This window comes from Sphingomonas sp. 3P27F8 (assembly GCF_005502745.1).
In the GTDB taxonomy this organism is placed as follows: domain Bacteria; phylum Pseudomonadota; class Alphaproteobacteria; order Sphingomonadales; family Sphingomonadaceae; genus Sphingomonas.
Window position 1 is genome coordinate 27,780 of record NZ_SCNL01000013.1, and the last position, 23,550, is coordinate 51,329.

Annotated in this window: 29 protein-coding genes; 7 read left to right on the plus strand and 22 right to left on the minus strand. The window is 65.4% G+C overall.

Translation table 11 applies throughout. The annotated features are described in order from the left end of the window. Nucleotides 1-29: 29 nt before the first annotated feature. Nucleotides 30-770, minus strand: coding sequence for a TorF family putative porin (locus FFS35_RS14760; RefSeq protein WP_137787859.1), 741 nt, complete (start codon nucleotides 768-770; stop codon nucleotides 30-32). A 1-nt stretch (nucleotide 771) separates the two neighbouring features. Beyond that, on the minus strand, nucleotides 772-1,203 hold the full coding sequence (locus FFS35_RS14765; RefSeq protein WP_249341679.1) for a hypothetical protein: 432 nt from the start codon (nucleotides 1,201-1,203) through the stop codon (nucleotides 772-774). 184 nt (nucleotides 1,204-1,387) lie between these two features. Here FFS35_RS14765 and FFS35_RS14770 point away from each other — a divergent pair, with 184 nt between their 5' ends. After that, nucleotides 1,388-2,701 carry a M20/M25/M40 family metallo-hydrolase gene (locus FFS35_RS14770; RefSeq protein WP_137787860.1) on the plus strand — a complete coding sequence of 438 codons (1,314 nt, stop codon included), beginning with the start codon at nucleotides 1,388-1,390 and terminating at the stop codon, nucleotides 2,699-2,701. Here the strand turns inward: FFS35_RS14770 and FFS35_RS20065 are convergent. After that, complete coding sequence (locus tag FFS35_RS20065; RefSeq protein ID WP_171007646.1) at nucleotides 2,683-2,835, minus strand: hypothetical protein; 153 nt, start codon at nucleotides 2,833-2,835, stop codon at nucleotides 2,683-2,685. The genes FFS35_RS14770 and FFS35_RS20065 overlap by 19 nt on opposite strands. Before the next feature lie 97 nt (nucleotides 2,836-2,932). Here FFS35_RS20065 and purS point away from each other — a divergent pair, with 97 nt between their 5' ends. Next, entirely contained in the window at nucleotides 2,933-3,175 is a 243-nt protein-coding gene (gene purS / locus FFS35_RS14775) for a phosphoribosylformylglycinamidine synthase subunit PurS (protein WP_137787861.1), read from the plus strand. Further along, nucleotides 3,172-3,837, plus strand: coding sequence for a phosphoribosylformylglycinamidine synthase subunit PurQ (purQ, locus tag FFS35_RS14780; protein WP_137787862.1), 666 nt, complete (start codon nucleotides 3,172-3,174; stop codon nucleotides 3,835-3,837). The genes purS and purQ overlap by 4 nt, the downstream gene beginning before the upstream one ends. A 45-nt stretch (nucleotides 3,838-3,882) precedes the next feature. Here purQ and nadA read toward each other — a convergent pair whose 3' ends face one another. The 17 genes from nadA to FFS35_RS14865 all read right to left on the minus strand — a co-directional run bounded on the left by nadA (nucleotide 3,883) and on the right by FFS35_RS14865 (nucleotide 18,010). Beyond that, nucleotides 3,883-4,881 carry a quinolinate synthase NadA gene (gene nadA, locus FFS35_RS14785; protein WP_137787863.1) on the minus strand — a complete coding sequence of 333 codons (999 nt, stop codon included), beginning with the start codon at nucleotides 4,879-4,881 and terminating at the stop codon, nucleotides 3,883-3,885. Nucleotides 4,882-4,992: 111 nt separating this feature from the next. Next, nucleotides 4,993-5,661 carry a PEPxxWA-CTERM sorting domain-containing protein gene (locus FFS35_RS14790; protein ID WP_249341680.1) on the minus strand — a complete coding sequence of 223 codons (669 nt, stop codon included), beginning with the start codon at nucleotides 5,659-5,661 and terminating at the stop codon, nucleotides 4,993-4,995. Nucleotides 5,662-5,977: 316 nt separating this feature from the next. Further along, entirely contained in the window at nucleotides 5,978-6,676 is a 699-nt protein-coding gene (locus tag FFS35_RS14795) for a DUF4230 domain-containing protein (RefSeq protein ID WP_137787865.1), read from the minus strand. Continuing rightward, nucleotides 6,658-7,515: an MBL fold metallo-hydrolase gene (locus FFS35_RS14800; RefSeq protein ID WP_137787959.1), complete on the minus strand. Its 858-nt coding sequence runs from the start codon at nucleotides 7,513-7,515 to the stop codon at nucleotides 6,658-6,660. Before FFS35_RS14800 ends, FFS35_RS14795 begins: the two co-directional genes overlap by 19 nt. A 111-nt stretch (nucleotides 7,516-7,626) precedes the next feature. After that, a complete protein-coding gene (locus tag FFS35_RS14805) occupies nucleotides 7,627-9,210 on the minus strand; it encodes a M56 family metallopeptidase (RefSeq protein WP_137787866.1) in 1,584 nt (527 codons plus the stop codon). Next, the gene (locus FFS35_RS14810) at nucleotides 9,207-9,575 is read right to left on the minus strand and encodes a BlaI/MecI/CopY family transcriptional regulator (RefSeq protein ID WP_137787867.1); all 369 of its coding nucleotides are present in this window, start codon (nucleotides 9,573-9,575) and stop codon (nucleotides 9,207-9,209) included. Before FFS35_RS14810 ends, FFS35_RS14805 begins: the two co-directional genes overlap by 4 nt. Before the next feature lie 274 nt (nucleotides 9,576-9,849). After that, nucleotides 9,850-10,176: a Grx4 family monothiol glutaredoxin gene (gene grxD / locus FFS35_RS14815; protein ID WP_137787868.1), complete on the minus strand. Its 327-nt coding sequence runs from the start codon at nucleotides 10,174-10,176 to the stop codon at nucleotides 9,850-9,852. A gap of 27 nt (nucleotides 10,177-10,203) precedes the next feature. Beyond that, nucleotides 10,204-10,437, minus strand: a complete 234-nt coding sequence (locus FFS35_RS14820) for a BolA family transcriptional regulator (RefSeq protein WP_137787869.1) — start codon at nucleotides 10,435-10,437, stop codon at nucleotides 10,204-10,206. Further along, entirely contained in the window at nucleotides 10,437-10,760 is a 324-nt protein-coding gene (locus FFS35_RS14825) for a DUF1476 domain-containing protein (protein WP_137787870.1), read from the minus strand. The genes FFS35_RS14820 and FFS35_RS14825 overlap by 1 nt, the downstream gene beginning before the upstream one ends. 86 nt (nucleotides 10,761-10,846) lie before the next feature. Next, on the minus strand, nucleotides 10,847-11,848 hold the full coding sequence (locus tag FFS35_RS14830) for an NADPH:quinone oxidoreductase family protein (protein ID WP_137787871.1): 1,002 nt from the start codon (nucleotides 11,846-11,848) through the stop codon (nucleotides 10,847-10,849). A 122-nt stretch (nucleotides 11,849-11,970) separates the two neighbouring features. Then, nucleotides 11,971-12,564 carry a 3-isopropylmalate dehydratase small subunit gene (gene leuD, locus FFS35_RS14835; RefSeq protein WP_137787872.1) on the minus strand — a complete coding sequence of 198 codons (594 nt, stop codon included), beginning with the start codon at nucleotides 12,562-12,564 and terminating at the stop codon, nucleotides 11,971-11,973. Nucleotides 12,565-12,713: 149 nt separating this feature from the next. Continuing rightward, a complete protein-coding gene (gene leuC, locus FFS35_RS14840) occupies nucleotides 12,714-14,144 on the minus strand; it encodes a 3-isopropylmalate dehydratase large subunit (protein WP_137787873.1) in 1,431 nt (476 codons plus the stop codon). An 84-nt stretch (nucleotides 14,145-14,228) separates the two neighbouring features. Further along, entirely contained in the window at nucleotides 14,229-14,876 is a 648-nt protein-coding gene (locus FFS35_RS14845; RefSeq protein ID WP_137787874.1) for a 3-oxoacid CoA-transferase subunit B, read from the minus strand. After that, entirely contained in the window at nucleotides 14,876-15,583 is a 708-nt protein-coding gene (locus tag FFS35_RS14850) for a CoA transferase subunit A (protein WP_137787875.1), read from the minus strand. The genes FFS35_RS14845 and FFS35_RS14850 overlap by 1 nt, the downstream gene beginning before the upstream one ends. A 107-nt stretch (nucleotides 15,584-15,690) precedes the next feature. Further along, nucleotides 15,691-16,344 carry an HAD-IA family hydrolase gene (locus tag FFS35_RS14855; RefSeq protein WP_137787876.1) on the minus strand — a complete coding sequence of 218 codons (654 nt, stop codon included), beginning with the start codon at nucleotides 16,342-16,344 and terminating at the stop codon, nucleotides 15,691-15,693. A 46-nt stretch (nucleotides 16,345-16,390) separates the two neighbouring features. Next, nucleotides 16,391-17,086, minus strand: a complete 696-nt coding sequence (locus FFS35_RS14860) for a VIT1/CCC1 transporter family protein (protein WP_137787877.1) — start codon at nucleotides 17,084-17,086, stop codon at nucleotides 16,391-16,393. 3 nt (nucleotides 17,087-17,089) lie between these two features. Next, nucleotides 17,090-18,010 carry an SMP-30/gluconolactonase/LRE family protein gene (locus FFS35_RS14865; RefSeq protein WP_137787878.1) on the minus strand — a complete coding sequence of 307 codons (921 nt, stop codon included), beginning with the start codon at nucleotides 18,008-18,010 and terminating at the stop codon, nucleotides 17,090-17,092. A gap of 102 nt (nucleotides 18,011-18,112) precedes the next feature. Here FFS35_RS14865 and FFS35_RS14870 point away from each other — a divergent pair, with 102 nt between their 5' ends. After that, a complete protein-coding gene (locus tag FFS35_RS14870; protein ID WP_137787879.1) occupies nucleotides 18,113-19,762 on the plus strand; it encodes a thiamine pyrophosphate-binding protein in 1,650 nt (549 codons plus the stop codon). Between the two features lie 92 nt (nucleotides 19,763-19,854). Here FFS35_RS14870 and FFS35_RS14875 read toward each other — a convergent pair whose 3' ends face one another. Further along, on the minus strand, nucleotides 19,855-20,055 hold the full coding sequence (locus tag FFS35_RS14875) for a CsbD family protein (RefSeq protein WP_137787880.1): 201 nt from the start codon (nucleotides 20,053-20,055) through the stop codon (nucleotides 19,855-19,857). Between the two features lie 73 nt (nucleotides 20,056-20,128). Then, entirely contained in the window at nucleotides 20,129-21,121 is a 993-nt protein-coding gene (gene thiS, locus FFS35_RS14880; RefSeq protein ID WP_137787881.1) for a sulfur carrier protein ThiS, read from the minus strand. 89 nt (nucleotides 21,122-21,210) lie between these two features. On the opposite strand from thiS, the gene aroQ reads away from it, so the two are divergent. Genes aroQ through accC form a run of 3 tightly spaced genes read left to right on the plus strand, consistent with a single transcriptional unit; the run spans nucleotide 21,211 to nucleotide 23,525 of the window. After that, nucleotides 21,211-21,645 (plus strand): type II 3-dehydroquinate dehydratase, encoded by a 435-nt coding sequence (gene aroQ / locus FFS35_RS14885; RefSeq protein WP_137787882.1) that lies wholly within the window; start codon nucleotides 21,211-21,213, stop codon nucleotides 21,643-21,645. Nucleotides 21,646-21,685: 40 nt separating this feature from the next. Further along, nucleotides 21,686-22,168, plus strand: coding sequence for an acetyl-CoA carboxylase biotin carboxyl carrier protein (gene accB / locus FFS35_RS14890; protein WP_137787883.1), 483 nt, complete (start codon nucleotides 21,686-21,688; stop codon nucleotides 22,166-22,168). A 7-nt stretch (nucleotides 22,169-22,175) separates the two neighbouring features. After that, entirely contained in the window at nucleotides 22,176-23,525 is a 1,350-nt protein-coding gene (accC, locus tag FFS35_RS14895; RefSeq protein WP_137787884.1) for an acetyl-CoA carboxylase biotin carboxylase subunit, read from the plus strand. Nucleotides 23,526-23,550: the final 25 nt, after the last annotated feature.

Sequence of the window (23,550 nt, forward strand, 5' to 3'; positions counted from 1 at the left end):
ACCGATCGTGTTCGGACGAGGTTCCGTGGTCAGAAGGAGAAGCTGGCCCGCGCCGTCAGCCGATCGCCGCTGTTCCGCGCATCCGCATAGGGTGACGCCATCACGCGATCGATGCTGGTGCCCGAATAGTCCAGCCCAAGTGAAACCGGCCCGGTCACACGCCGGACACCGACCAGCCAGTCGCTATAATTGCCGCCGGGTCGCAGCCGCGCCGCCCGCAACGGATCATCGACGGCGCCGGAGGAACGGCCGATGCTGGCGGCGAAAGTATAGGGCGTCGCCGGAAGGCCAAGCTGGGCGCGGGCCGCGACATAAAGATTGTCGCCGCCGATCGCGCTCTGTGCCGGGGCGTAGCGCGCATCGGCACCGATCTGAGCCGGGCCGAGCTGATAAGTCAGGCCCAGCCCGCCCTCCAGGTAATCCATGCGCCCGCGTGCGCCGGTAAAGGCATGCGCGACGACGAACCCTTCCCCGCGAAACCCGAGCCCGAGATCGCCACCATATCCGATCGACGCATCGACCACCGCGTCCGCCCCGCCCGATCGAGGGCTGCCACGAAGGCCCGTGACACGCGCGCCGATGTCGAAACCCGACGGAAGCTGGAGCGACAGCGACGCGGCAGGGGCGGCCTTTCCCTCGCTCCAGCTGATTCCGCGTCGGCGCTCGTCGGTCGCAACCTCCACTGATCCGCCCAGAGAAACCTGCGCGGCGGCGGGCCAGGCGATCAGCACCAGCAAGGCGGCGGCGGCAAGTGTTTCGGCGTAACGCATCTCAACTCCGGGGGCGTGCACTGGCATCCAGCTCGGCCAGCAGAACCTCGCGATCACGCGCCGCGACGTCAATCACATGATCGCGCAACCTGTCGGCACGACGCGCCACCTCGTCCACGATCGCGCCGCGCTGACCTTCGCACCAGCCGGCACGGCTTCCGCTTAACGGCGCCTCGCTGGCGATGCTGCGGGAAAGCAGGTGGCCTGCGGGATGCCGCGCCTCCCGCTCCACCCGCACCATCGCCGACCAGTGGCACCGAAGAGTGCTCGCGCGGCCAGCACCGGCGACCGTACCAAGCTGACGATGCGCCACGTCCACCGCGCCGCGATAAACCGCCTCCACCGCACCTGCAGAATGATCGAGCGTCACGCGGTGCGCCTCGATGCCCTCCATCCCGCCGAGCAGCATGCCCGCCACCAGCAAAATCGTCATGCGTTCCTCCTGCGCCGCTTATGTACTGCCATCACCGAATGATCGGACGCGGGGAGCCGTTCAACGCCAGAGGTGCCCGGCAACAATTTCTAACACGCCGTTCACGCTGCCTCCACGTATCCCGCAGTCGACAAGGCCGTCCGCCGTCGTCAGGATCGCACGGACACTCAATGGAGTTCGCCATATGCTCATTCGCGTCGCCTTTGCCGGCTTAGCGCTGCTGCTCGCCACCGCCGCGAACAGCGCTCCAGAACAAACGATGCGGGCCACCGTCGGGGCCGAAACCGCCCGCAACGAGGCGCTGCTGGAGCGGCTGGTGAAGCAGAATTCCGGCACGCTCAACCTGGCTGGCGTGGCCACGGTGGGCGCGATGATGCGCGCGGAACTCACCCCGCTCGGCTTCGACGTAAAGTGGATCGACATGCGCGCCACCGGCCGCGCCGGGCATATTGTCGCGACACACATCGGCAACGGACGCGGCAAGCGCATCCTGCTTATCGGACACCTCGACACGGTGTTCGAGCCGTCCAGCCCGTTTATCGGCTTCAGGCGCGAGGGCGGTCGTGCGATCGGCCCTGGCGTGGGTGACGACAAGGGCGGGCTGGTGGTTATCGTTGCTGCGCTGCGCGCGATGCAGGCGGCCGGAACTTTGCGCGACGCCGATATCAAGGTGGTGCTGACCGGAGACGAGGAACGATCCGGCACACCGCAGGATGCCGCGCGGAGCGATCTGATAGCCGCGGGAAAATGGGCCGATGTGGCGCTCGAATATGAGAATGTGGCGACAGAGGACGGCGCGGACTACGCTACCATCGCGCGGCGCGGATCACTCACTTGGGACATCGTGGCCAAGGGCCGCACCGGCCATTCGAGCGCGGTGTTCGGGGCTGAGCTGGGATATGGCGCGATTTACGAACTCGCGCGCATCCTTGACACGTTCCGTCGCGAACTTCCCGAGCAGAACCTCACCTACAACGTAGGGGTGATGGCCGGCGGCACGCCCGCCGCGTTCGACACTGCAGGTTTTATCGCGACCGGCACCGGCAAGCCCAATATCGTCGCGTCCGACGCCGTCGCGCGCGGCGATCTGCGCGCGCTGACACCTGAGCAGGAAGCGCGGATACGCGGGCGGATGGAGGATATTGTCGCTCACCATCTGTCCGGAACGACGGCGACGATCGCTTTTTCTGAAGGGTATCCAACGATGCCGCCAACCATCGCCAATCGTGCGCTTCTGGCCGAGCTGAATCGCGTCAACCGCGATCTCGCGCTGCCCGAGATGCCGGAATATGATCCGGCAAAGCGTGGCGCCGCGGATTCAAGCTTCGTCGCGGCGGATGCGGTGACGATGGGTGGCATGGGCGCATCGACGGGGAACGCCCATGCCGATGGCGAATGGGTCGATCTCGCCAGCCTGCCGCGGCAGGCGCTGCGCAGCGCGGTGCTGATCAGCCGACTAGCCGCGCAGCCGCGTGGCGATCAGCCCTTGAAGCGATAGCCTACGATTACCCCGAGAACGAACGCCGCGAGCAGCGCGGTGCTGACGCGTCCGCCCGGGTCTTCCCATCCGAAATATTCACCGCCAAAAGCGAACAGGGCAATGAACAGAGCCGTTGCGATACCTGAGATCATACATCGATCCTCACCCCCGCAACTCTGATGATCGCAGATCAACGTCAACATCGCGTTAAGGTTGCGGGCCGGCGCGCGAAACGGCATAGGCGCGCGCATGAAGCTGCGCATCCATGTAACACTCAAGCCCGGCGTGCTCGACCCGCAGGGCAAGGCGATCGAACACGCCCTTGCCGGGCTCGGTTTTTCCGGGATCAACGACGCACGCGTCGGCAAGCTGATCGAACTGGACGTCGCCGATTCCACGGATGATGCCGCGATCGATTCGATGTGCCGCCAGTTGCTGGCCAACACCGTGATCGAGAATTATCGCATCGAGCGTCTGGAGCCGGCGAAGTGAAAACCGCGGTCATCGTCTTTCCGGGATCGAACTGCGACCGTGACATCGCGGTGGCACTGGAAGCGGTGACCGGGCGCAAGCCGGCCATGGTGTGGCATGGAGAGAGCGAACTGCCGGACGATGCACGCCTCGTCGCGCTGCCGGGGGGCTTCTCTTACGGCGATTACCTTCGCTCCGGCGCGATGGCGGCGCGCTCACCGATCATGCGCGCGGTTTCCGATGCGGCGGCGAAGGGGATGCCGGTACTGGGGATCTGCAACGGCTTCCAGGTATTGACCGAAGCGGGGCTGCTGCCCGGGGCGCTGATGCGCAACGCCGGCCTGAATTTCGTGTGTCGCGATGTCGCGTTGACGGTGGAGAACGCACAGTCGGCCTTCACGAGCCGTTATGCCGCCGGTGAGCGCATCAAAATTCCGGTCGCGCATCACGACGGCAATTACTTCGCGGATGCGGCGACGCTGGACCGGCTGGAAGGCGAAGGCCGCGTCGCTTTTCGATATGCCGAGGACGTCAATGGCAGCGCGCGCGCAATCGCGGGCGTACTCAACGACGCTGGCAACGTGCTGGGCATGATGCCGCACCCAGAGCGTCGGATCGAGCCCGCACACGGCGGCATCGAAGGACGGCGCCTGTTCGAGGGACTGATCGAGCTCGTTGCCTGAACGCGGTTCGCGCCGGCTGGCGCGGGATTCGCAACCGCCAGTTGCTCAGTCGCCCTTCACTTGCGCTGGGCCAAGATCGCCCTGCCCCACCGTCGCGCTTGCCATTGCCAGCATCGCGTCAAGGCTCTTTTTCGCACTCAGCCGCAGTTCTTCGTCCAGCTCGATACGCGGCTCCAGATCGCGCAGCGCGACATAAAGCTTCTCCATCGTGTTGAGCGCCATATACGGGCAGATGTTGCAATTGCAGTTTCCGTCCGCGCCAGGCGCGCCGATAAAGGCTTTGCCCGGCAGCGCCTTTTCCATCTGGTGGATGATGTGCGGCTCGGTCGCGACGATCAGCGTGTCGCCGGGAAACGACTTGGCATATTCGAGGATACCGCTGGTCGAGCCGACATAATCCGCATGATCTAGGATCACCGCCGGGCATTCGGGATGCGCGGCGACGGGCGCGCCGGGATGCTGCGCCTTCAGCTTCAGCAATTCCGTTTCGCTGAACGCCTCGTGCACGATGCACACGCCCGGCCACAGGATCAGCTCGCGGCCGGTCTTGCGCGCCAGATAGCCACCGAGATTGCGATCGGGGCCGAAGATGATCGGCTGGCCCTTCGGAATCTGCGACAGGATCCTTTCCGCCGAGGACGAGGTGACGATCACGTCGGACAGCGCCTTCACCGCGGCCGAGCAGTTGATATAGGTCAGCGCGATCGCATCCGGATGCTGCGCACGGAAGGCCGCGAACTCTTCCGGCTGGCAGCTGTCTTCCAGGCTGCACCCGGCATCCATGTCGGGCAGCACGACGATCTTGTCAGGCGACAGGATCTTCGCCGTCTCGGCCATGAACCGGACGCCGCAGAAGGCGATTACATCGGCGTCAGTCGCCTGCGCCTTGCGGCTCAGATCCAGGCTGTCGCCTACGAAATCGGCCAGATCCTGAATTTCCGGCTTCTGATAATAATGCGCCAGGATGACGGCGTTGCGCTCCTTGCGGAGGCGATCGATCTCGGCGCGCAGATCCAGGCCGCGCAGATTGGTGGGCTGCTCCATCCCGCCCAGATGGACCGGGCGGCCCGCGCAATCAAGGGAATGCGCGCGGGAGCACCTAGGTAAACGCCGCCGCTACAAACCACCGCCGGCGCGAAGACGGCGGCGCTCCGATCAAACGGCAGCGACGCGACGACCCCGAACGCGCAGCGCGCCGGCCACGAGGCCGAAGCCGGCGATCATCATCCCCCAGGTCGCCGGCTCCGGTACTCCGGCCGGAACAGTTCCCAGAAAGATGTTCGCCAGGTCACCGGTGACCGTGCCGCTATGAATATCATAGGGCGACTCTGAATAGCCGTTCGGATCCAGCCCTTCCCATCCGATGAAGCCGCCGGTCGCGTTTGTCTGCGGGCTGAATACCGAATAGACTGACTGCCCGTCATACTGGCCGCCGGAAACGGTCGCGGTGAACGTGACGCTAAAGTTGCCCGTGTGAGCATACCAATAGGGCCCGCCGCCCGCAACGCACCCTGCAGGCTGGCCGCAATCGTTTGTCGGGATCGCGTAAGCCGTTCCGCCAAACTCGTCGTCATAATCATACGCTGTCAAACTGAACGGCGTGGTTCCGCCAGGGACACCGGGCAGCGAACCCCACGCAAAGTTTGTCGTGCCGCTGCCTAGCGAACCAAGCGAAACGGTCGCAGTACGCCCATTATTCAGCCCCTGATAGCCATTCAACACTATCTGGGCGTTATTCAAAGTGCCGCCAGTAGTATTGTTGAAGAACAGCACCGGCGTATCGTAATTTCCCAGACAGTCGTAACAGCCGCCAATTGTCGCCACCTGGGTCTGCCCTGCGACAGCAGGCGACGCCGCCCCCGCCGAAACGGCTGTGACGGTGAGGATAAGTGATGCTGCGGCAATATTTAACTTTGGCATAACAGAACCCCTTCGAAAAAGCTCATGCTATGCGACCCTGCACCCCTCGAGCCGGTAAAACGACTCGGGCGTTAGCTTCGATACTAATATAAAATGCGATGAAAACAATATCGCTTGGCAAGGCATCGTTATATTATGATTTATACAGCCGAAAATAAGAAAGTGCTTTTGATCGCGGTAAAACTTGAAACGATCAATTCATTTTTGTCTAATCTGTGAATTAGGATCGGTTACCTAGCACATCGTCCAGACTGCGACTGATATCCCAGTGTTCATCGGTCCGCCGCGGATCATCGGCGAAGCGCACATTTACGGTCGCGTCGATGCCCGCCGCCTTGAGCGGCATCGCGAAGCTGCGCTCGACCGCGCGGCGCGTGGCATCCTTCGCCATGTTCATCATCGGCGCCGTGCGCGCTTGCTTCAGCAATTCCGCTTGCCCGGCGCTGCGGTTAGCGGAATCGAGCGTTTCGCGGGCATCGGTCAGCGTCATCAAGACGCCGCCTGAGCCATAGCTGCGGATCGCATTGAGATCTATCGCGGGCGGCGTCACATCCACCGCTGGCAAACGAACCGAGAGTGTTTTCGTCGTATCGTCCCACGCCACGTCGCGCTGCGACAGGCGGCCGAGATCAACCTCGTAACGCACCATTCCCGGCATGATCGTGGTGCGCTCCGCGCTCAGGCCAAACTGCGACTGCTTCGAGGTGACCACTGCGACGAAACGCGCAGCGAAGGCGGACAGGCGATTTTGCTCGCGCAGGCCGGAAAGGCTGGCATTAGCAATCGTCGTCGGATCAGGCGCGAGCCGCGCGGCGACGTAGCGTTGCGCCAGCCACAAGCCGCCCCCCGCGAGCAGCAGCAATATCGCCAATGCCGCGAGGAAATCGACGATGAACGGCCTTACGCGCGTCTTTTCCACGAATCCGCTTCCGACTGAACCAGCCTGCGCTGTTCAAGATCGATGAGATGCGCCAGCACCGACCGCTCTGCCGCACCGAACAACTGCCGATCGATCCCGGCATACATCTGCTCCACCATCGCGGGTACCGTGCCGACGCCCTTGTCGAGCAGCCGCAGTATCTGACCCTCCCGCTGCTTGCGGTGCCCGAGCAACCCGCGCACCAGCCGTTGTGGTCGCTCTATCGCTTCCCCATGGGCGGGATAATAAATGCGATCATCGCGACTGGCGAGTTTCTCCAGGCTCGACATGTACGCGCTCATGTTGCCATCGGGCGGCGAAACGACGCTGGTGGACCAGCCCATCACATGGTCGCCGGAGAAAAGCGCCTTCGTCTCCGGCAGCGCGAAGGCGAGGTGATTGGACGTATGGCCTGGCGTGGCGATCGCCTCCAGCGTCCAGCCCGCGCCCGCCACGCGATCGCCTTCGTCCAGGACCTGATCGGGCGCATAATCGACATCGAACGCCGCATCGGCGCGCGGCCCATCGTCCGATAGATGAAACGGAGCCGCGCCGACGATCGGCGCGCCCGTTTCCGCCTTCAGACGGATCGCGCCGGGGGAATGATCGCGGTGATGGTGTGTGATGACGATCGCCGTCACTGGGCGGCCCGCGATCGTTGCGAGCAGCGCGGCATGATGCGCCTCATCCGCCGGCCCCGGATCGATCACCGCAAGATCGCGCGTTCCGACGATATGGGTTTGCGTGCCGGTGAACGTATAGGGCGACGGATTAGGCGCCAGCACCCGCGTAACCAGCGGTTCGAGCGCGATCGCGATGCCGGTCGGTGGCTCGTCCATTGCCCGGAGATGGCGGCTGGAGAGATCGAAGGCAAGGGAAAGCGACGATAAATGGCCGGCCCCGCCACTGTCTTGGCGGTGACCGGCCACCGGCTTCCTCCCCGGAACCGATCATTGCTCGTCGGTGTCGTCCCGTGCCATCTCGGCAATGCTGCGATCCAGCTCGGCCAGCGTTTCGCGGCGCGCTTCCTCCGGCATGCTGCGATTGGCCGCGATCGAGGCGCGGGTGGCGCGGATGCCGGCGATCGCGCTGGCCATTGCCCGGCGCCTGATCGCCGTCGCGTCCACCGAAGCCAGCTCGGCGCGGCGTGCGCCATCCTCACCGGCGCGGGCGATGCGATCGGTGCATATCACGATCGCCCTGCGACCATTCTCGCTTGTGTTGAGCGTCATTCGCCCTTCGCCGCCACACGCTTTCGACAGGACCGTCGGGGCCGCCGCCATCGCGCGCGCCACCCTCCGATCGATTTCCGCGGACGATGGCGGCGCTGGCGGAACGGGCGGCCTCACCGCATCGCCCAAAGGCGGTACGGGAGGTTGCGGCGGAACGGGCAGGGCGTTGGCGGCGACATAGGCGTCGGCCTCGGCACCCTCACGGACTTGCGCCGCACCATCGCGCTGGACAACGGCGCGGTGCCTATCCTCGCCCGCCCCGGGCGCGACTGGCGCTTCGGGCACGGGTGGGACGAGTGGCGCACGAAGCAGCGCGACGGGCTCCAGCGCATCAATATCCACGCCGGTGGCGCGCTCCATCCCAGCGCGCACCTTCGCGGCAGCTGCGGTGCCGGAGGCGGTGAGGCCGAGTGCCGATATGCCGAGTGCAGCGATCGCGGCGGTGCCTGCGAAAATGCGCGTGCGGGTGGCGGGCGTCGAAAGCATGCGCAATCTCCCCTTCAGATCATTTACTGTATGCAGGTGACACGCGGCGGCGATCGCTCCGCCATGCGCCGCCTTGACGATAGCGCAGGCGTAAGCGTGCCGTTCCGCGGCGCTCCGCCCGGCAAGGACGCGCGCGTCGTTCGCCATCTCCTGATCGGCGCGATAGGCACGGAACGCGAACCAGGCGATCGGATTGAACCAGTGCAGCGCCAGCACCGCGAGCGCGATCCAGTTCGCGATCAGATCGCCGCGCGCATGGTGACCCAGCTCATGCTCCAGCGCCAGTGCCTGTTCGGCCTCATCATAGCGGCCGACGAAATCCCGCGGGAACGCGACAAAGCGCCGCGCGATGCCGAAGGCTAGCGGCCCGGAGGCGGCCGGGCTGGCGACAATCGTCACTCCGCCGATGCGGTCGAGCGGCGTCGCGGCGGCGAGCAGCCGGCGACGGAAACGGTCATAAGCGATCAGCTGCCAACCGATGAAACAGAGCGCGCCGATGCTCCACAGGATCACCAGCGCGCTGGCCGACAGCGCGATCAGGTCCGGCCCGGCGGGGACGGCATCGGGCACCGCGGCTGGCAGGATCATCCATGTAACCTGCTGCCCCACCTGCCGGAGCGGTGCCGCCATCGGAGCGGCCAAACCGTCCCGCAACGTCGTTGGCAGTGGGGGAAGCGTCAGCCGCAGCACGGGCAGCAACCACAAGGCATAAGCGACCGGCGCGCCGAACGCGCGGCGAACGGGAACGCGGATCGCCAGCACCAGCGCGATCAGTATCGCCGAAGCAAGCAGCGCCTCCACCGCCCAGCCGATCATTGTTTCAGCGCCTTCAGCAGCGCCTCGATTTCGGCAATGTCCTGCGCGGAAAGTTCATCGCGCTCAGCAAGATGGGCGACGAGCGGCGTCAGCTTGCCGCCGAACAGTCGATCGATAAGCCGTCGCGACTCGCCAGAGACGTAATCGTTGCGCTCGACTGTGGGGCGATACAGATACCGCCGCCCATCCTCTTCATGCGCGATCGCGCTCTTCGCGAGCAGCCGGCCGAGCAGGGTCTTGACGGTGTTCACGCTCCAGCCGCGCTCGGGGCCTACGCGTTCCGCAACTTCCTGCGCGGTGAGCGGGGAATCATCCCACAGCACTTCCATCACCGCATGCTCGGCATCACTGATACGTTCGGCCACGATTCGCGCCTCCTATCGATTACGGATGTAATTACATCGATTACACCTGTGGTCAATAGGCTGCGGGAAACAGCCCGCCGGCGCCGCGTCTGTCGGGGAAATTTACATTCGGCAACGAAGCCGAATTCGCGTTAACCTTCGTATCTGGCGTGGCTCCGTCCGTTGGCCGGATTGGCACGCGGGGTGCAGGGTATGTTGTGTACCGAGCGTGGAAACGCTTCAGCAGGGCGGGTGCGTCGCTTCTTCGATCTCGCGATGCCCCGCCCTCACCCGGTCAACCGACCTTCGCGGTGCCCGCGAACAGTTCTGCCAGTTCGCCCGATTCGTACATCTCCATCATGATGTCCGACCCCCCGACGAACTCGCCGCCAGCATAAAGCTGCGGAATAGTCGGCCAGTCCGAATACGCCTTGATACCTTGCCTGATGCCCTGATCCTGCAGCACATCGACGCTTTCGAACTCGACATTGAGATGCTGGAGAATCGCCACCGCGCGGCTGGAGAAGCCGCATTGCGGGAATAGCGGGCTGCCCTTCATGAACAGCACCACATCATTATTCTTCACGACCGCATCGATGCGGGCCTGTACGTCGTCGGTCATCGCCGGTTCCTCAACTATCGCTGGTCGCTATTTCGGGACTGCGGTGGTCAGCTGCAAGGCATGAAGCGCGCCCCCCATGCGACCGCCGAGCGCGGCGTACACCGCCTGATGTTGCTTCACGCGCGTCATGCCGGCGAAAGTACCGCTCACGACGCGCGCCGCATAGTGATCGCCATCGCCGGCAAGGTCGGTGATTTCCACCTCCGCGTCGGGAATGCCCTCCCGGATCAACGCGGCGATGTCGTCGGCCGCCATCGGCATTATTGGATTTCCATCAACTGGCGGCGCGCCTCGACGGTTTGTTCCTCCACGGCGCGACGGACGGCGGCCTCGTCGACATCCACGCCCGCCGCGGTGAGATCGCCGAGCAGCTTGCGCACCACATCGTCGTCGCCGGCCTCTTCCAGATCGGCATGGATCACTGTCTTGCCGTAGGAATCCGCCTCGGCCGGTGTCAGCTTCATCAGTTCGGCTGCCCATTGCCCAAGCAAACGGTTGCGGCGCGCGACGATGCGGAACGCCAGTTCCTCGTCACGCGCGAACTTTGTCTCAAAGGCACGTTCGCGATCGTCGAAGGTTGTCATGTCTGCTCCCAAAATATTCTTGGCAACGAGATAGGCAGGGAGCGGCGCGCGCGCAACGCCGCCAGGATTGCGCGCTCTGACGCACCTTAGTCAGCGACGCGCACCACCAGCTTGCCGATAGCGCTGCGCGAACCGAGTTTGGCGATCGCGTCGCCGCCCTTTTCCAACGGGAATACCTCGGTGATCTTCGGCGCGATCTTGCCCGCCGCCCACAGATCGAAGAGGCGCCCGATATTCTCGCGGTTGCGCGCCGGCTCGCGCGCGGCGAAGGCGCCCCAGAAAACGCCGCACACGTCGCAGCTCTTCAACAGCGTCAGGTTCAGCGGCAGCCGGGGAATGCCGGCGGGGAAGCCGATCACCAGATAGCGCCCTTCCCATGCCATCGAGCGGACCGCCGGCTCGGCATAGTCCCCGCCGACCGCATCATAGACGAGATCGAATCCGTCCGGGCCGGCCTTTGCCTTGAATGCGTCGGCGAGGGCCTTGGATTCGTCCTTCGAAAACGGCCCGCGGCCATATACGAGCACGTCGTCTGCGCCCGCCTCGCGCACCGCCTGCGCCTTTTCCTCGCTGGATACCGCGCCCACCACGCGCGCGCCGAACGCCTTGCCCAGCTCCACCGCCGCAAGGCCAACGCCCCCGGCCGCGCCTAGCACCAGCAACGTCTCGCCCGACCTGATATGGCCCCGATCGACCAGCGCATGGATCGTCGTGCCATAGGTGAGCAGCATCGAGGCCCCCTCCTCGAAGCTGCGCTCGGCCGGCAGCGGATAGAGCGCGTTTTCGCGCATGACGAGTTTTTCGCACAGGCCGCCCATGCCGGTGTTGCCCATCACGCGATCGCCGGGCCTGAACGCCGTGACGCCCTCGCCGATCGCCTCGACCACACCCGAAATCTCGCCGCCCGGGGCGAACGGGCGCGGCGGCTTGAACTGATATTTGTCCTCGATCACCAGCACATCGGGGAAATTGATCGCACATGCTTTTACGGCGACCAGCACTTCACCCGCACCGGGCGTGGGATCGGGCAACTCTCCGACCGTCAGCGTTTCAGGTCCGCCGATCGCGGTGGACAACAATGCGCGCATATCCGCTCCCTCTCTTGGCCAGCACGCGCCGTTTACCGGCGCGGGTGCGGCTTTTTCGAATTAACGGTATCCTCTTGCAGCGCGCGGCGCTGCGCGTCCAGAGGGTTTGCGCGGAAGGTTTTTTATGCCGCGCGCAAGTTCACCCACGGCCGGCCGGCGTCGATCTTGCCTTCGTAATGCGCGATCGCCGTGTCGCGCTCCAGTGTCAGCCCGATCTCGTCCAGCCCCTGCATCAGGCACTGGCGACGAAACGGATCGAGCGCGAATTCGAAGCGATCCTGAAACGGCGTCGTCACGGTCATATTTTCGAGATCGATCGTGATCGGATCGGTCCTCGCGACCTCCAGCAGACGATCGACAGCCTCCTGCGGCAGCACCACGGTGACGATGCCATTCTTGAAGGCATTGCCGGAGAAGATATCCGAGAAGCTGGGCGCGATCACCGCCGCGATACCGAGATCGCCAAGCGCCCAGGCGGCATGCTCGCGGCTCGAGCCGCAACCAAAATTATCGCCTGCGATCAGGATCGGGCTGCCGGCATAGGCCGGATCATCGAACACATTGCCCGGCACCGCGCGCACCGTTTCAAACGCGCCCCGACCGAGCCCGGCGCGGGTGATCGTCTTGAGCCAATGCGCCGGGATGATAACATCGGTATCGACGTTCTTCTGGCCCCATGGATAGGCGCGGCCGGAAACATGCGTCACGGCGTCCATTTCATCACTCCTCGCGCGCCGATCAGCGCGTCGTTCGAACCTTGGCGACAGTATTCGTATGCGCGATCGCCGCATACGCCGCGACGCCACTCAGCAGCGAGCCCGCAACCAGCAGAACCAGCACCTTCCTCATGCCTCTTCCCCTCTTTTTATCCCATCAGTTCACGGACGTCGGCAAGCCTGCCCCTCACCGCCGCCGCCGCCGCCATTGCCGGCGAGACGAGATGCGTGCGCGCGCCGGGCCCCTGCCGCCCGACGAAATTGCGGTTGCTGGTGGAGGCACAGCGTTCGCCCGGTGGCACCTTGTCCGGGTTCATCGCCAGGCACATCGAGCAGCCCGGCTCACGCCATTCGAACCCGGCGGCGGTGAAGATGCGATCGAGCCCCTCTTCCTCCGCCTGCCTTTTAACCAGGCCGGAGCCGGGGACGACCATCGCGCGCACCCCATCGGCCACGCTGCGCCCGTTCGCCACCGCCGCGGCTGCGCGAAGATCCTCGATCCGGCTGTTGGTGCAGCTTCCGATGAAGACGTGCTGGATCGCCACGTCTTCCATCCGCATACCGGGGGCCAGGCCCATGTAATCGAGCGACTTTTGTGCCGCCGCCTGCTTGGATGGATCGGCGAAGCTATCCGGGCTCGGCACGACGCCGGTGATCGCCACCACATCTTCCGGGCTCGTGCCCCAGGTGAGGCCAGGGGCGATATCGCTGGCCGCCAGCACGACGCGCTTGTCGTAACCTGCGCCCGAATCGGTGGCGAGCGAGCGCCACCACGCCACCGCGCGCTCCCAGTCCGCGCCGGTCGGCGCCATCGGGCGGCCTTTGAGATAGGCGAAGGTGGTGTCGTCCGGCGCGATCATCCCGGCGCGCGCGCCGCCCTCGATCGACATGTTCGCGACGGTGAGCCGGCCCTCGAGCGACATCGCACGGATCACATCCCCGGTATATTCGATGACATGGCCGGAGCCGCCCGACGCGCCGATCCGGCCGATGATCGCGAGGATCACGTCCTTCGGGCTGACGCCGAAGCCGAGCGTGCCGTCGACGCGGACCTCCATCGTCCTGGATTGCGACAGCAGCAGCGTCTGCGTGGCGAGCACATGCTCCACCTCGCTGGTGCCGATCCCGAACGCGAGCGCGCCCAGCGCGCCATGGGCGGAGGTGTGGCTGTCGCCGCACACCACGGTGGTTCCCGGCAGCGTGAAGCCCTGTTCCGGGCCAACGACGTGGACGATCCCCTGCTCGGCTGCGAGCGCATCGATATAGGGCACACCGAATTCCGCGACATTCTGGCGCAGCGCGGCAAGCTGCGTCGCGCTTTCGGGATCCGCGATCGGCAATTCCCGCCCCGCCGCATCGACGCGCGCGGTGGTCGGCAGGTTATGATCCGGCACCGCGAGAGTCAGATCGGGGCGGCGCACCTTGCGGCCAGCGGCTCGAAGCCCCTCGAACGCCTGCGGGCTGGTCACCTCATGGACGAGATGACGGTCGATATAGATCAGGCAGGTGCCATCGTCGCGGCGTTCCACGACATGCGCGTTCCAGACCTTCTCGTAAAGCGTGAGGGGGCGGCTTACCATGATGGCAGCGCATTAACCGGAAAGCAGGCTTTCGCGAAAGCCCGTTTCCGATGCTTTTTCCGTAAAGAAATTGCGTGAGACGGCTCAGGCCGCCACCGCCACCTCATAATGCGCGGTCGTCTTGGCGGCCAGTTCGTCGGCGGTGACTCCGGGCGCAAGCTCGATCAGCCTGAACGGCGAATTGTGATCTGGCCGCTGGAACACCGCCAGATCGGTGATGACCATGTCCACCACGTTCCTGCCGGTCAGCGGCAACGTGCAGGCGGGAATGAACTTCGGATCGCCGTTCTTGGAAGTATGCTCCATCACCACGATGATCTTCTTCACGCCGGCAACGAGATCCATCGCGCCGCCCATGCCCTTGATCATCTTGCCGGGAATCATCCAGTTCGCGATGTCACCGTTCTCGGCCACTTCCATCGCGCCGAGCACCGTAAGATCGATATGCCCGCCGCGAATCATGGCGAAGCTCTGTTCCGACCCGAAATACACCGATTGCGGCAGCTGGCTGATCGTCTGTTTGCCGGCGTTGATGAGATCGGGATCGACCTCGTCGTCATACGGAAACGGCCCGATTCCGAGCATCCCGTTCTCGGATTGGAGCGTCACCTCCACGCCCGCCGGAATATGGTTCGCCACGAGGGTGGGAATGCCGATGCCGAGGTTTACGTAGAAACCGTCGCGCAATTCCTTCGCCGCGCGTGCCGCCATCTCGTCACGTGTCCAGGCCATTATGCCGCCTCCCTCGCGCGCGTCGTGCGAAACTCGATCTTCTTGTCATAGGGCGCGCCGAGCACGAGCCGGTTCACGTAGATGCCGGGCAGATGGATCTGATCGGGATCGAGCGCGCCAACCGGCACGATCTCCTCCACCTCGGCGACGCACACCTTCCCGGCGGTCGCCATCGGCTGGTTGAAGTTGCGCGCGGTCTTGCGGAAGATCAAATTCCCCGCCTCGTCCGCCTTCCATCCCTTGATGATCGACAGGTCCGCGCGGATGCCGCGTTCAAGGATATATTCCTCGCCGTCGAATTCCTTCATCTCCTTGCCCTTGGCCACTTCGGTGCCCACCCCCGTCCGCGTGTAGAAACCGGGAATGCCCGCGCCGCCTGCCCGGCAACGCTCCGCCAACGTGCCCTGCGGGCAGAACTCCACCTCAAGCTCGCCAGACAGATACTGGCGCTCGAATTCCTTGTTCTCGCCGACATAGGAGGAGATCATCTTCTTCACCTGGCGCGTGCGCAGCAGCTTGCCCAGCCCCTCGCCGTCGATCCCGGCATTGTTGCTGGCGATCGTGAGCTCCTTCGTCCCAGCGGCCAGAAGCGCATCGATCAGCCGCTCGGGAATGCCGCACAGGCCGAAGCCGCCCGCGCAGATCGTCATACCGTCAAACAACACGCCTTCGAGCGCGGCGGCGGCATCGGGGTAGAGCTTCTTCATCGGCGCTTACTCTCCATCGTCCGGGCCGCCGATTACCGCCGGACTGAAGCCATCGCAAGTGAAGTTGAATGGCTATTCAGGTTTCGTCGCAAATCCGCAGCGACCTTTCAGAACAACCCCTTTTCCACTCCCAGCGCATCGGCAAGGTCGTCCAGCGCCTGCGCCTCGCCCGTCACCTTGATCGCGTGCATCCCGAGCCCTGCCGCCGGTTTGCAGTTGATGCCGAGATCATCGAGATAGACGCATGCCGCTGCCGGCTTCGCGAAATGATCGAGCATCATCTGATAGATGCGCGGATCGGGCTTGCGCACGCCGACCTTGCTCGATTCGAGCACGCAATCGAACCGCGCGAGCACCTCGGTCACCGCCTTCGCCCGCTCGCGGCTGCGCTCCATCCCGGCGCCTTCGCCCGCCGGCACATTATTGGTGATGCAGCCAAGGTGATAACCGTGGCGCTTCAGCCAGTCGAGCGCGTGGACCATACGCGGACGGATATCCCCGGCAAGGACCGCCAGCACATCCTCGCCGCGCAGTTCGTGGCCGAGCGCCTTCGCCTCCTGCGAGAAAGAGGCGTCGAACCCGGCCGAATCGATCTCCGCCCGCTCGAACCGCGCCCAGGCGTTGTCATCCGGTGACAGCGCGTTGACCTTGCGGATGAAATCCGTCGGCAGGTTGCGTTCCCGCTCCAGCCGGTTGAACGCCTCGAACGGAGATGACGTGATCACCCCGCCGAAATCGAAAATCACTGTGTCGCGCTGCATCGATCCGCCTCGTGCCGCGACGCGCGGCGGATCGCAAGCCCCGCCGCTATAAAGTCGTGCCGACCAGATGCCCGATCAGATAGGTGACAAGCATCGCCGCCGCCCCCCAGAAGGTCACGCGCAGCGCCCCCCTCGCCGGTGAAGCGCCGCCGGCATTCGCGCCGATCGCGCCCAGCACGCCCAGTAGCAACAGCGCCACCAGCGGGACCGCCCAGGCAAGCGCGCTCGCCGGCGCGATCAACACCGCGAGCATCGGCGCCGCGCCACCGGCGAAGAAGCTGGCCGCCGACGCGAACGCCGCCTGGACGGGCCGCGCGGCCACGGCGTCGCTCAGCCCCAGTTCGTCGCGCAGGTGCGCTGTCAGCGCGTCATGCCGGGCAAGCTGTCTCGCCACCTGTTCGGCCAGCGCCTCGTCCAGCCCCCGTGCGTGATAGATCGCGGCCAGTTCGCGATGCTCGCCTTCTGGATCAGCCGCGAGCTCGGCCGCTTCCTTGGCGCGGTCGGCGCTTTCCGCGTCGGCCTGGCTGCTGACCGAGACGAATTCGCCCGCCGCCATCGACATCGCCCCGGCAACCAGCGCGGCCACACCCGCGAGCAATATCGCCGCCGCACCGGGCTTCGCCGCCGCCACGCCGACGATGATGCTGGAAACGGAAAGGATGCCGTCGTTTGCCCCCAGCACGGCGGCACGCAGCCAGCCGATCCGGTCTACGACATGGGTTTCGCGATGGCGGGGGCGCACCGGTCAATATTCCAGTTTCAGGCCGGGGCGCTTCCAGCGCGTCCTGACCAGCCGGCCGGTGCCGGAAAGCGTGATCCAGGCATCCTGCATGTCATCGCCCCCGAAGCAGATATTGGTCGTGAAGATATCGTCGGTGGCGACGAACTCGACGAGTTCTCCGGCTGGCGATATCACGCTGATACCGCATTCGCCGATCGTGGCGACACAGATGTTGCCGGACGCCTCCACCGCCAGCGAATCAAAGAATTTATACCCCGCCGGGCGATAGAGCGGGATGCCCGGCCCGCCCGGGCCCGCGTCGGGCGCCACCTTGCCGGGGGCGGTGATGTTAAATTTCATCAGGCGGCAGGTGTAGGTTTCCGCCGCGTACAGCGTCTTGCCGTCGGGGGAGAGACCGCAGCCATTGGGGTTGTTCGACGGGAAGATCACCTCTTCGAGGTGGCTGCCGTCGGCCTTGGCGTAGAATATCCCAACGATGTCATGGGCACGCTTCGCATAATCGACCTTGCCGTGATCGGTGAACCAGAAGCCGCCATGGCTGTCGAACACGATATCGTTCGGGCCGCGCAGCACGCAGCCGAAGTCGCCGGAGCTGTAGAGCACCTCGACCTTTCCGGTGGCCGGATCGATCCGCTCGATACGACCGCCGGCATAGTCGCTCGCGATCCCGTGCGGGGCGAGATAGCCGCCGTTCTCGTTCCAGTCGAAGCCGCCGTTGTTGCAGCAATAAAGCATGCCGTCCGGCCCCATCGCCAGACCGTTCGGGCCGCCGCCCGGCTCCGCGACCGTCTCCTTGCGGCCGTCCGGCGTAACGCGGGTGATGCGCCCCGGCTCGATCTCGACCAGGATGATGCTGCCGTCAGGCATCGCCACCGGGCCTTCGGGGAAACGCAGCCCATCGGCCACAAGGGTGAAATCGCTCACGCGCTCGCTCTCCTTATCTGTCTTGAGAAAGGATCGTCCAAGGCGGGCGACTTAGCAATAGCCACCCTTCCACCGCCGCCGCCGCGCGGCTAGACGGCGTGGATGGAGAGCAATATCCGCACCGGGGGGCGCATCCTCGTCGATCAACTCGTGGCGCAAGGCTGCGATCGTATCTTCACCGTGCCGGGGGAGAGCTTCCTCGCGGTGCTCGATGCGCTGGTGGATGCCCCGGCGATCGAAGTCGTCACCTGCCGTCAGGAAGGCGGCGTCGCCTTCATGGCCTGCGCAGACGGCGCGCTGACGCACCGTCCCGGCATCGCCTTCGTCACGCGCGGACCGGGTGCGACCAATGCCTCGATCGGCGCGCATGTCGCGACGCAGGATAGCCAGCCGATGATCCTGTTCGTCGGGGATGTCGATCGTGGCACGCGCGATCGCGAGGCGTTTCAGGAAATCAATTTCGAGGCGATGTTCGGCCCGGTCGTCAAATGGGCGGCCCGGATCGACGATGCGCGGCGCATCCCGGAATATGTCGCGCGCGCCTATGCCGTCGCGATGAACGGGCGCCCCGGCCCGGTCGTACTCGCGCTGCCCGAGGACATGCTGCTCGACGAGGTGGAGGCAATCGATCGCCCACGCGTCGAGCGCATCGCGCAGGCGGCCGACAGCGCCGCGGTCGACCGGCTGGCGGCATTGCTCGCGGCGGCCGAACGCCCGGTCGCGATCATCGGCGGTGCGGGCTGGGACGCGGACGCAGCCCGCGATTTCGGCGCCTGGTCCGAACGCATCGGCATCCCGGTGGTCGCTGCTTTCCGGCGGCAGGATGCGGTGCCGAACGATTGCCCGGTCTACGCCGGCAACCTGGGCTATGGCCCGAACCCGGCGCTGGTCGCGCGGGTGAAGGAAGCGGATCTGCTGCTCGTCGCAGGCGCGCGGCTGGGGGAAGCGACCACCGACGGCTATACGCTCATTACGCCCGATCATCCCGGTCAGCGGCTGGTGCATGTTCATCCCGATGCCGACGAACTGGGCATGACCTATGCCACCGATCTGGCGATCTGCGCGTCGATGGCAGGGTTCGCCAGCGCCGTTGCGTCGATCGATGCCCCGGCCCGAACCGCGGGCGCGGCGGCACATGCCGATTATCTCGTCTGGTCGACGCCGCAGGCGCGCGCAGGCGTCGCCATGGATCTGGGTCCGTGCGTCGCCGCGATGCGGGAGCGGCTGCCGGCAGATACGATCATCTGCAATGGCGCGGGCAATTTCTCCGGCTGGTGGCACCGCTACTGGCGCTATGCCGGGCCGGGAACACAGCTCGCGCCCACCGCCGGCGCGATGGGCTATGGCGTGCCGGCGGCGGTGGCGGCATCGCTGCGCCATCCGGGCCGCGGCGTGGTGGCGCTGGCCGGCGACGGCGATTTCCTGATGAACGGACAGGAACTTGCAACCGCCGTGCAGCATGGCTGCGAGATGCTCGTCGTGCTGGTTGACAACGGCGCCTATGGAACGATCCGCATGCATCAGGAGCGCGAGTTTCCCGGGCGCGTCTCCGCCACCCGTCTCGCCAACCCCGATTTCGCGGCGCTCGCCCGCGCCTATGGCGGGTGGAGCGAAACGGTGACGCAAACGGAGGATTTCGCTCCGGCGCTGGAGCGCGCGATGGCGCAGCGCGGCGTACGCTTGCTGCATGTGAAGACGGACATCGAGCAGATCACCGCCGGCACCACCCTGTCCGCCATCGCGAGGCGGTGAACCGCTATTACTCCTGATGGACCGGTCCACGGAAAAGGGCCGCTCCGGCTTCCCGGAGCGGCCCTTCCATCAGCTCAAACTGTGCGCGTCGGTCAGATCTTGTTGCCGAACGCGCCCTTTACCGAGCCGGCCACCTGCTGGGCCTTGCCCTTCAGCTCCTGACCGGCACCTTCGGCTTCCAGCTTCGCATCCTTCTCGGTGCGGGTTGCCGGATCCTTGTCCGCAATGGCCTGCTTCGCCTTGCCGATGGCTTCGTTCACGTTGCCTTTGACCTTGTCGATCAGCTCGCCCATTGTCGATCTCCTTCTCAGATGCCGGCCACGCGGCCTGTCTGGGAAGAGAACGGGCAAGCCCGCGTGCGGTTCCTTAGATCAGCCCGGCGAGCGGGCTTGACGGATCGGCATAGCGGCGCTTGCCCATGCGGCCGGCGCGATAGCTGAGCCGCCCCGCCTCCACCGCCGCCTTCATCGCCGCCGCCATCACCAGCGGATCTTTCGCCTCTGCGATCGCGGTGTTCATCAGCACACCGTCGCAGCCCAGCTCCATCGCCCGCGCTGCATCGGACGCCTGCCCGACACCGGCATCGACCAGCACCGGCACGCCCGCGCCCTCCACGATCAGCCGGATCGTCACCTCGTTCTGGATGCCCAGCCCCGAGCCGATCGGCGCACCCAGCGGCATGATCGCCACCGCGCCGGCATCCTCCAGCCGCTTCGCCGCGATCGGATCGTCCACGCAATAGACCATCGGGAGGAAGCCCTCCCTGGCCAGCACCTCGGTCGCGCGGAGCGTTTCCACCATGTCGGGATAGAGCGTGCGCGCCTCGCCCAGCACTTCCAGCTTGACGAGATCCCAGCCGCCCGCCTCGCGCGCCAGCCGCAGCGTGCGGATGGCCTCCTCGGCGGTGAAGCAGCCGGCGGTATTGGGCAGGTAGGTGATCTTCTTCGGATCGATGAAATCGGTCAGCATCGGCGCGTTCGGATCGCTGACGTTGACGCGGCGCACCGCGACCGTGACGATTTCGGCGCCGGACGCCTCCAGTGCGGCGGCATTCTGCGCGAAATCCTTGTATTTGCCGGTGCCGACGATCAGCCGCGAGCGGAAGGTGCGCCCCGCCACCGTCCAGGTGTCGTCATGATCGCCGCCGCCGACGAAATGCACGATCTCCAGCTCGTCGCCGTCCTCGATCCGCACCTCGGCAAGCGTGGAGCGCGGCACCACGACCAGATTGCGCTCCACCGCCACCTTCTCGGGCGCGAGGCCGAGTTCGCTCGCGAGGGCAGCAAGCGTGAGGCCGGCCGCGACGCGGCGATGCTCGCCGTTAACGGTGATCGAGATGGTGCCGTCAGTGTGCGTCATGCCGCGCCATCTAGGGTTCAAAGCCCATGGGGGCAATGCGGCGCAGGGCGATGTTGCGCTCCTTCGCCCGCAATGCGAGAAGGCGCGCGATGACCGGCCTCGTCTACGTCCTTAATGGCCCGAACCTGAACCTGCTCGGCACGCGCGAGCCGGATATCTACGGCCATGATACGCTCGACGACATCGCCGGGCGGCTGGAGGATCGCGCCCGCGAACTGGGGCTGGAGATCGACATGCGCCAGTCGAACCACGAGGGCCATCTAGTCGACTGGCTCCACGAGGCGCAGGCACAGGGCGCGAAGGCCGTGCTCCTCAATGCCGGTGCCTTCACCCATTCCTCGATCGCGCTGTATGATGCGATCAAGGCGGTGCGGACGCCGGTGATCGAGGTGCACCTGTCCAATCCACACACGCGGGAGGAATTCCGCCACCATTCTTTCGTCGGGCGCGCCGCGAAGGGAACGATCGCCGGTTTCGGCGCGACCTCCTATATGCTTGCGCTTGAAGCGGCGGCGCGGTTCTGACAGAGCGCGCGCCCTGAATTCCCAGGGGAACATTGGTCACATGGCTGACAACGAAGACAACAAGGGCGCGATGAAGGTCGATGTCGGGCTGGTGCGCCAGCTTGCCGAGCTGCTCGACGTGACCAACCTCACCGAGATCGAGGTTGAGGAAGGCGATCGCAAGATCCGCGTCGCGCGCAAGGCCGCGGCCGCGCCGGCGATGCATTACGCCCCGGCGCCGGTGGCGGCCCCCGCGCCGGTCGCCGCGACGCCGCTCGTCACGGCAGAGGCGCCGGCTGCGCCGAGCAATGCGAATGCGGTGCGTTCGCCGATGGTCGGCACGGTCTATCTCTCGGCGGAGCCGGGCGCGGCGCCGTTCGTGTCGCCGGGCAAACAGGTGAAGGCCGGCGACACATTGCTGATCGTCGAGGCGATGAAGGTGATGAACCCGATCCTGGCCCCCACCGCCGGCACGGTGAAGGCCGTGCTGGTGGAAAATGGCCAGCCGGTCGAGTTCGATCAGCCGCTCGTCGTGGTCGAGTAAGGCGCACATGCCGCAGATCAAGAAACTGCTCATCGCCAATCGCGGCGAGATCGCGCTTCGCATCCATCGTGCCTGCCACGAAATGGGCATCAAGACGGTCGCGGTCCATTCCACCGCCGATGCCGATGCGATGCACGTCCGGCTCGCCGACGAGGCGATCTGTATCGGGCCGCCGGCGGCCGCCGACAGCTATCTCAATATCCCGAACATCATTTCGGCCGCCGAGATTTCCGGCGCGGAGGCGATCCATCCCGGGTACGGCTTCCTCTCCGAGAACGCCAAGTTCGCGGAGATCGTCGAAGCGCACGGTCTGATCTTCGTCGGGCCGAAGCCCGAACATATCCGCACGATGGGCGACAAGATCGAGGCGAAGCGCACTGCGGGTGCGCTTGGCCTGCCGCTCGTTCCCGGTTCGGACGGGCCGATTTCGGATCTTGCGGAGGCAAAGGCGATCGCGGCGGAGGCCGGCTATCCCGTCATCATCAAGGCTGCCTCCGGCGGCGGCGGGCGCGGCATGAAGGTCGTGACCGACGAGGCGGCGCTCGAAACGCAGATGGCGCAGGCCGGCACCGAGGCGAAGGCCGCGTTCGGGGACGCGACCGTCTATCTCGAAAAATATCTCGGCAACCCGCGCCACATCGAATTCCAGGTATTCGGTGACGGCAACGGCAACGCGATCCATCTCGGCGAGCGCGACTGCTCGCTCCAGCGCCGCCACCAGAAGGTGCTGGAGGAAGCGCCCTCCCCCGTCATTTCCGAGGCGGAGCGCGAGCGGATGGGCGGGATCGTCGCGAAAGCGATGGCCGACATGGGCTATCGCGGGGCGGGGACGATCGAGTTTCTGTGGGAAGACGGGGAATTCTATTTCATCGAAATGAACACCCGCCTTCAGGTTGAGCACCCGGTGACCGAGATGGTGACCGGCCTCGATCTGGTGCGCGAGCAGATCCGCATCGCCGAGGGCCATCCGCTGACGTTGCGGCAACAGGATGTGCACATCCGCGGCCACGCGATCGAATGCCGCATTAACGCCGAAGACCCGCGCACGTTCGCGCCCTCACCGGGGATGGTGAAACAGTATCACGCGCCGGGCGGGATGCACGTGCGCGTCGATTCGGGGCTTTACGCCGGCTACAAGGTGCCCCCCTATTACGACAGCATGATCGCCAAGCTGATCGTCTATGGAACCACCCGGCAGGGCGCACTGCGGCGGTTGCGCCGCGCGCTGGAGGAATTCGTGATCGAGGGGATGAAGACGACCATCCCGTTGCATCAGGCCCTGCTCGACGATCCCGATTTCCAGGAAGGCAAGTATACGATCAAGTGGCTGGAGGAGTGGCTGGCGAAGCAGCCATAGCGCCGGGCGCGCCACCAGCCGCTTT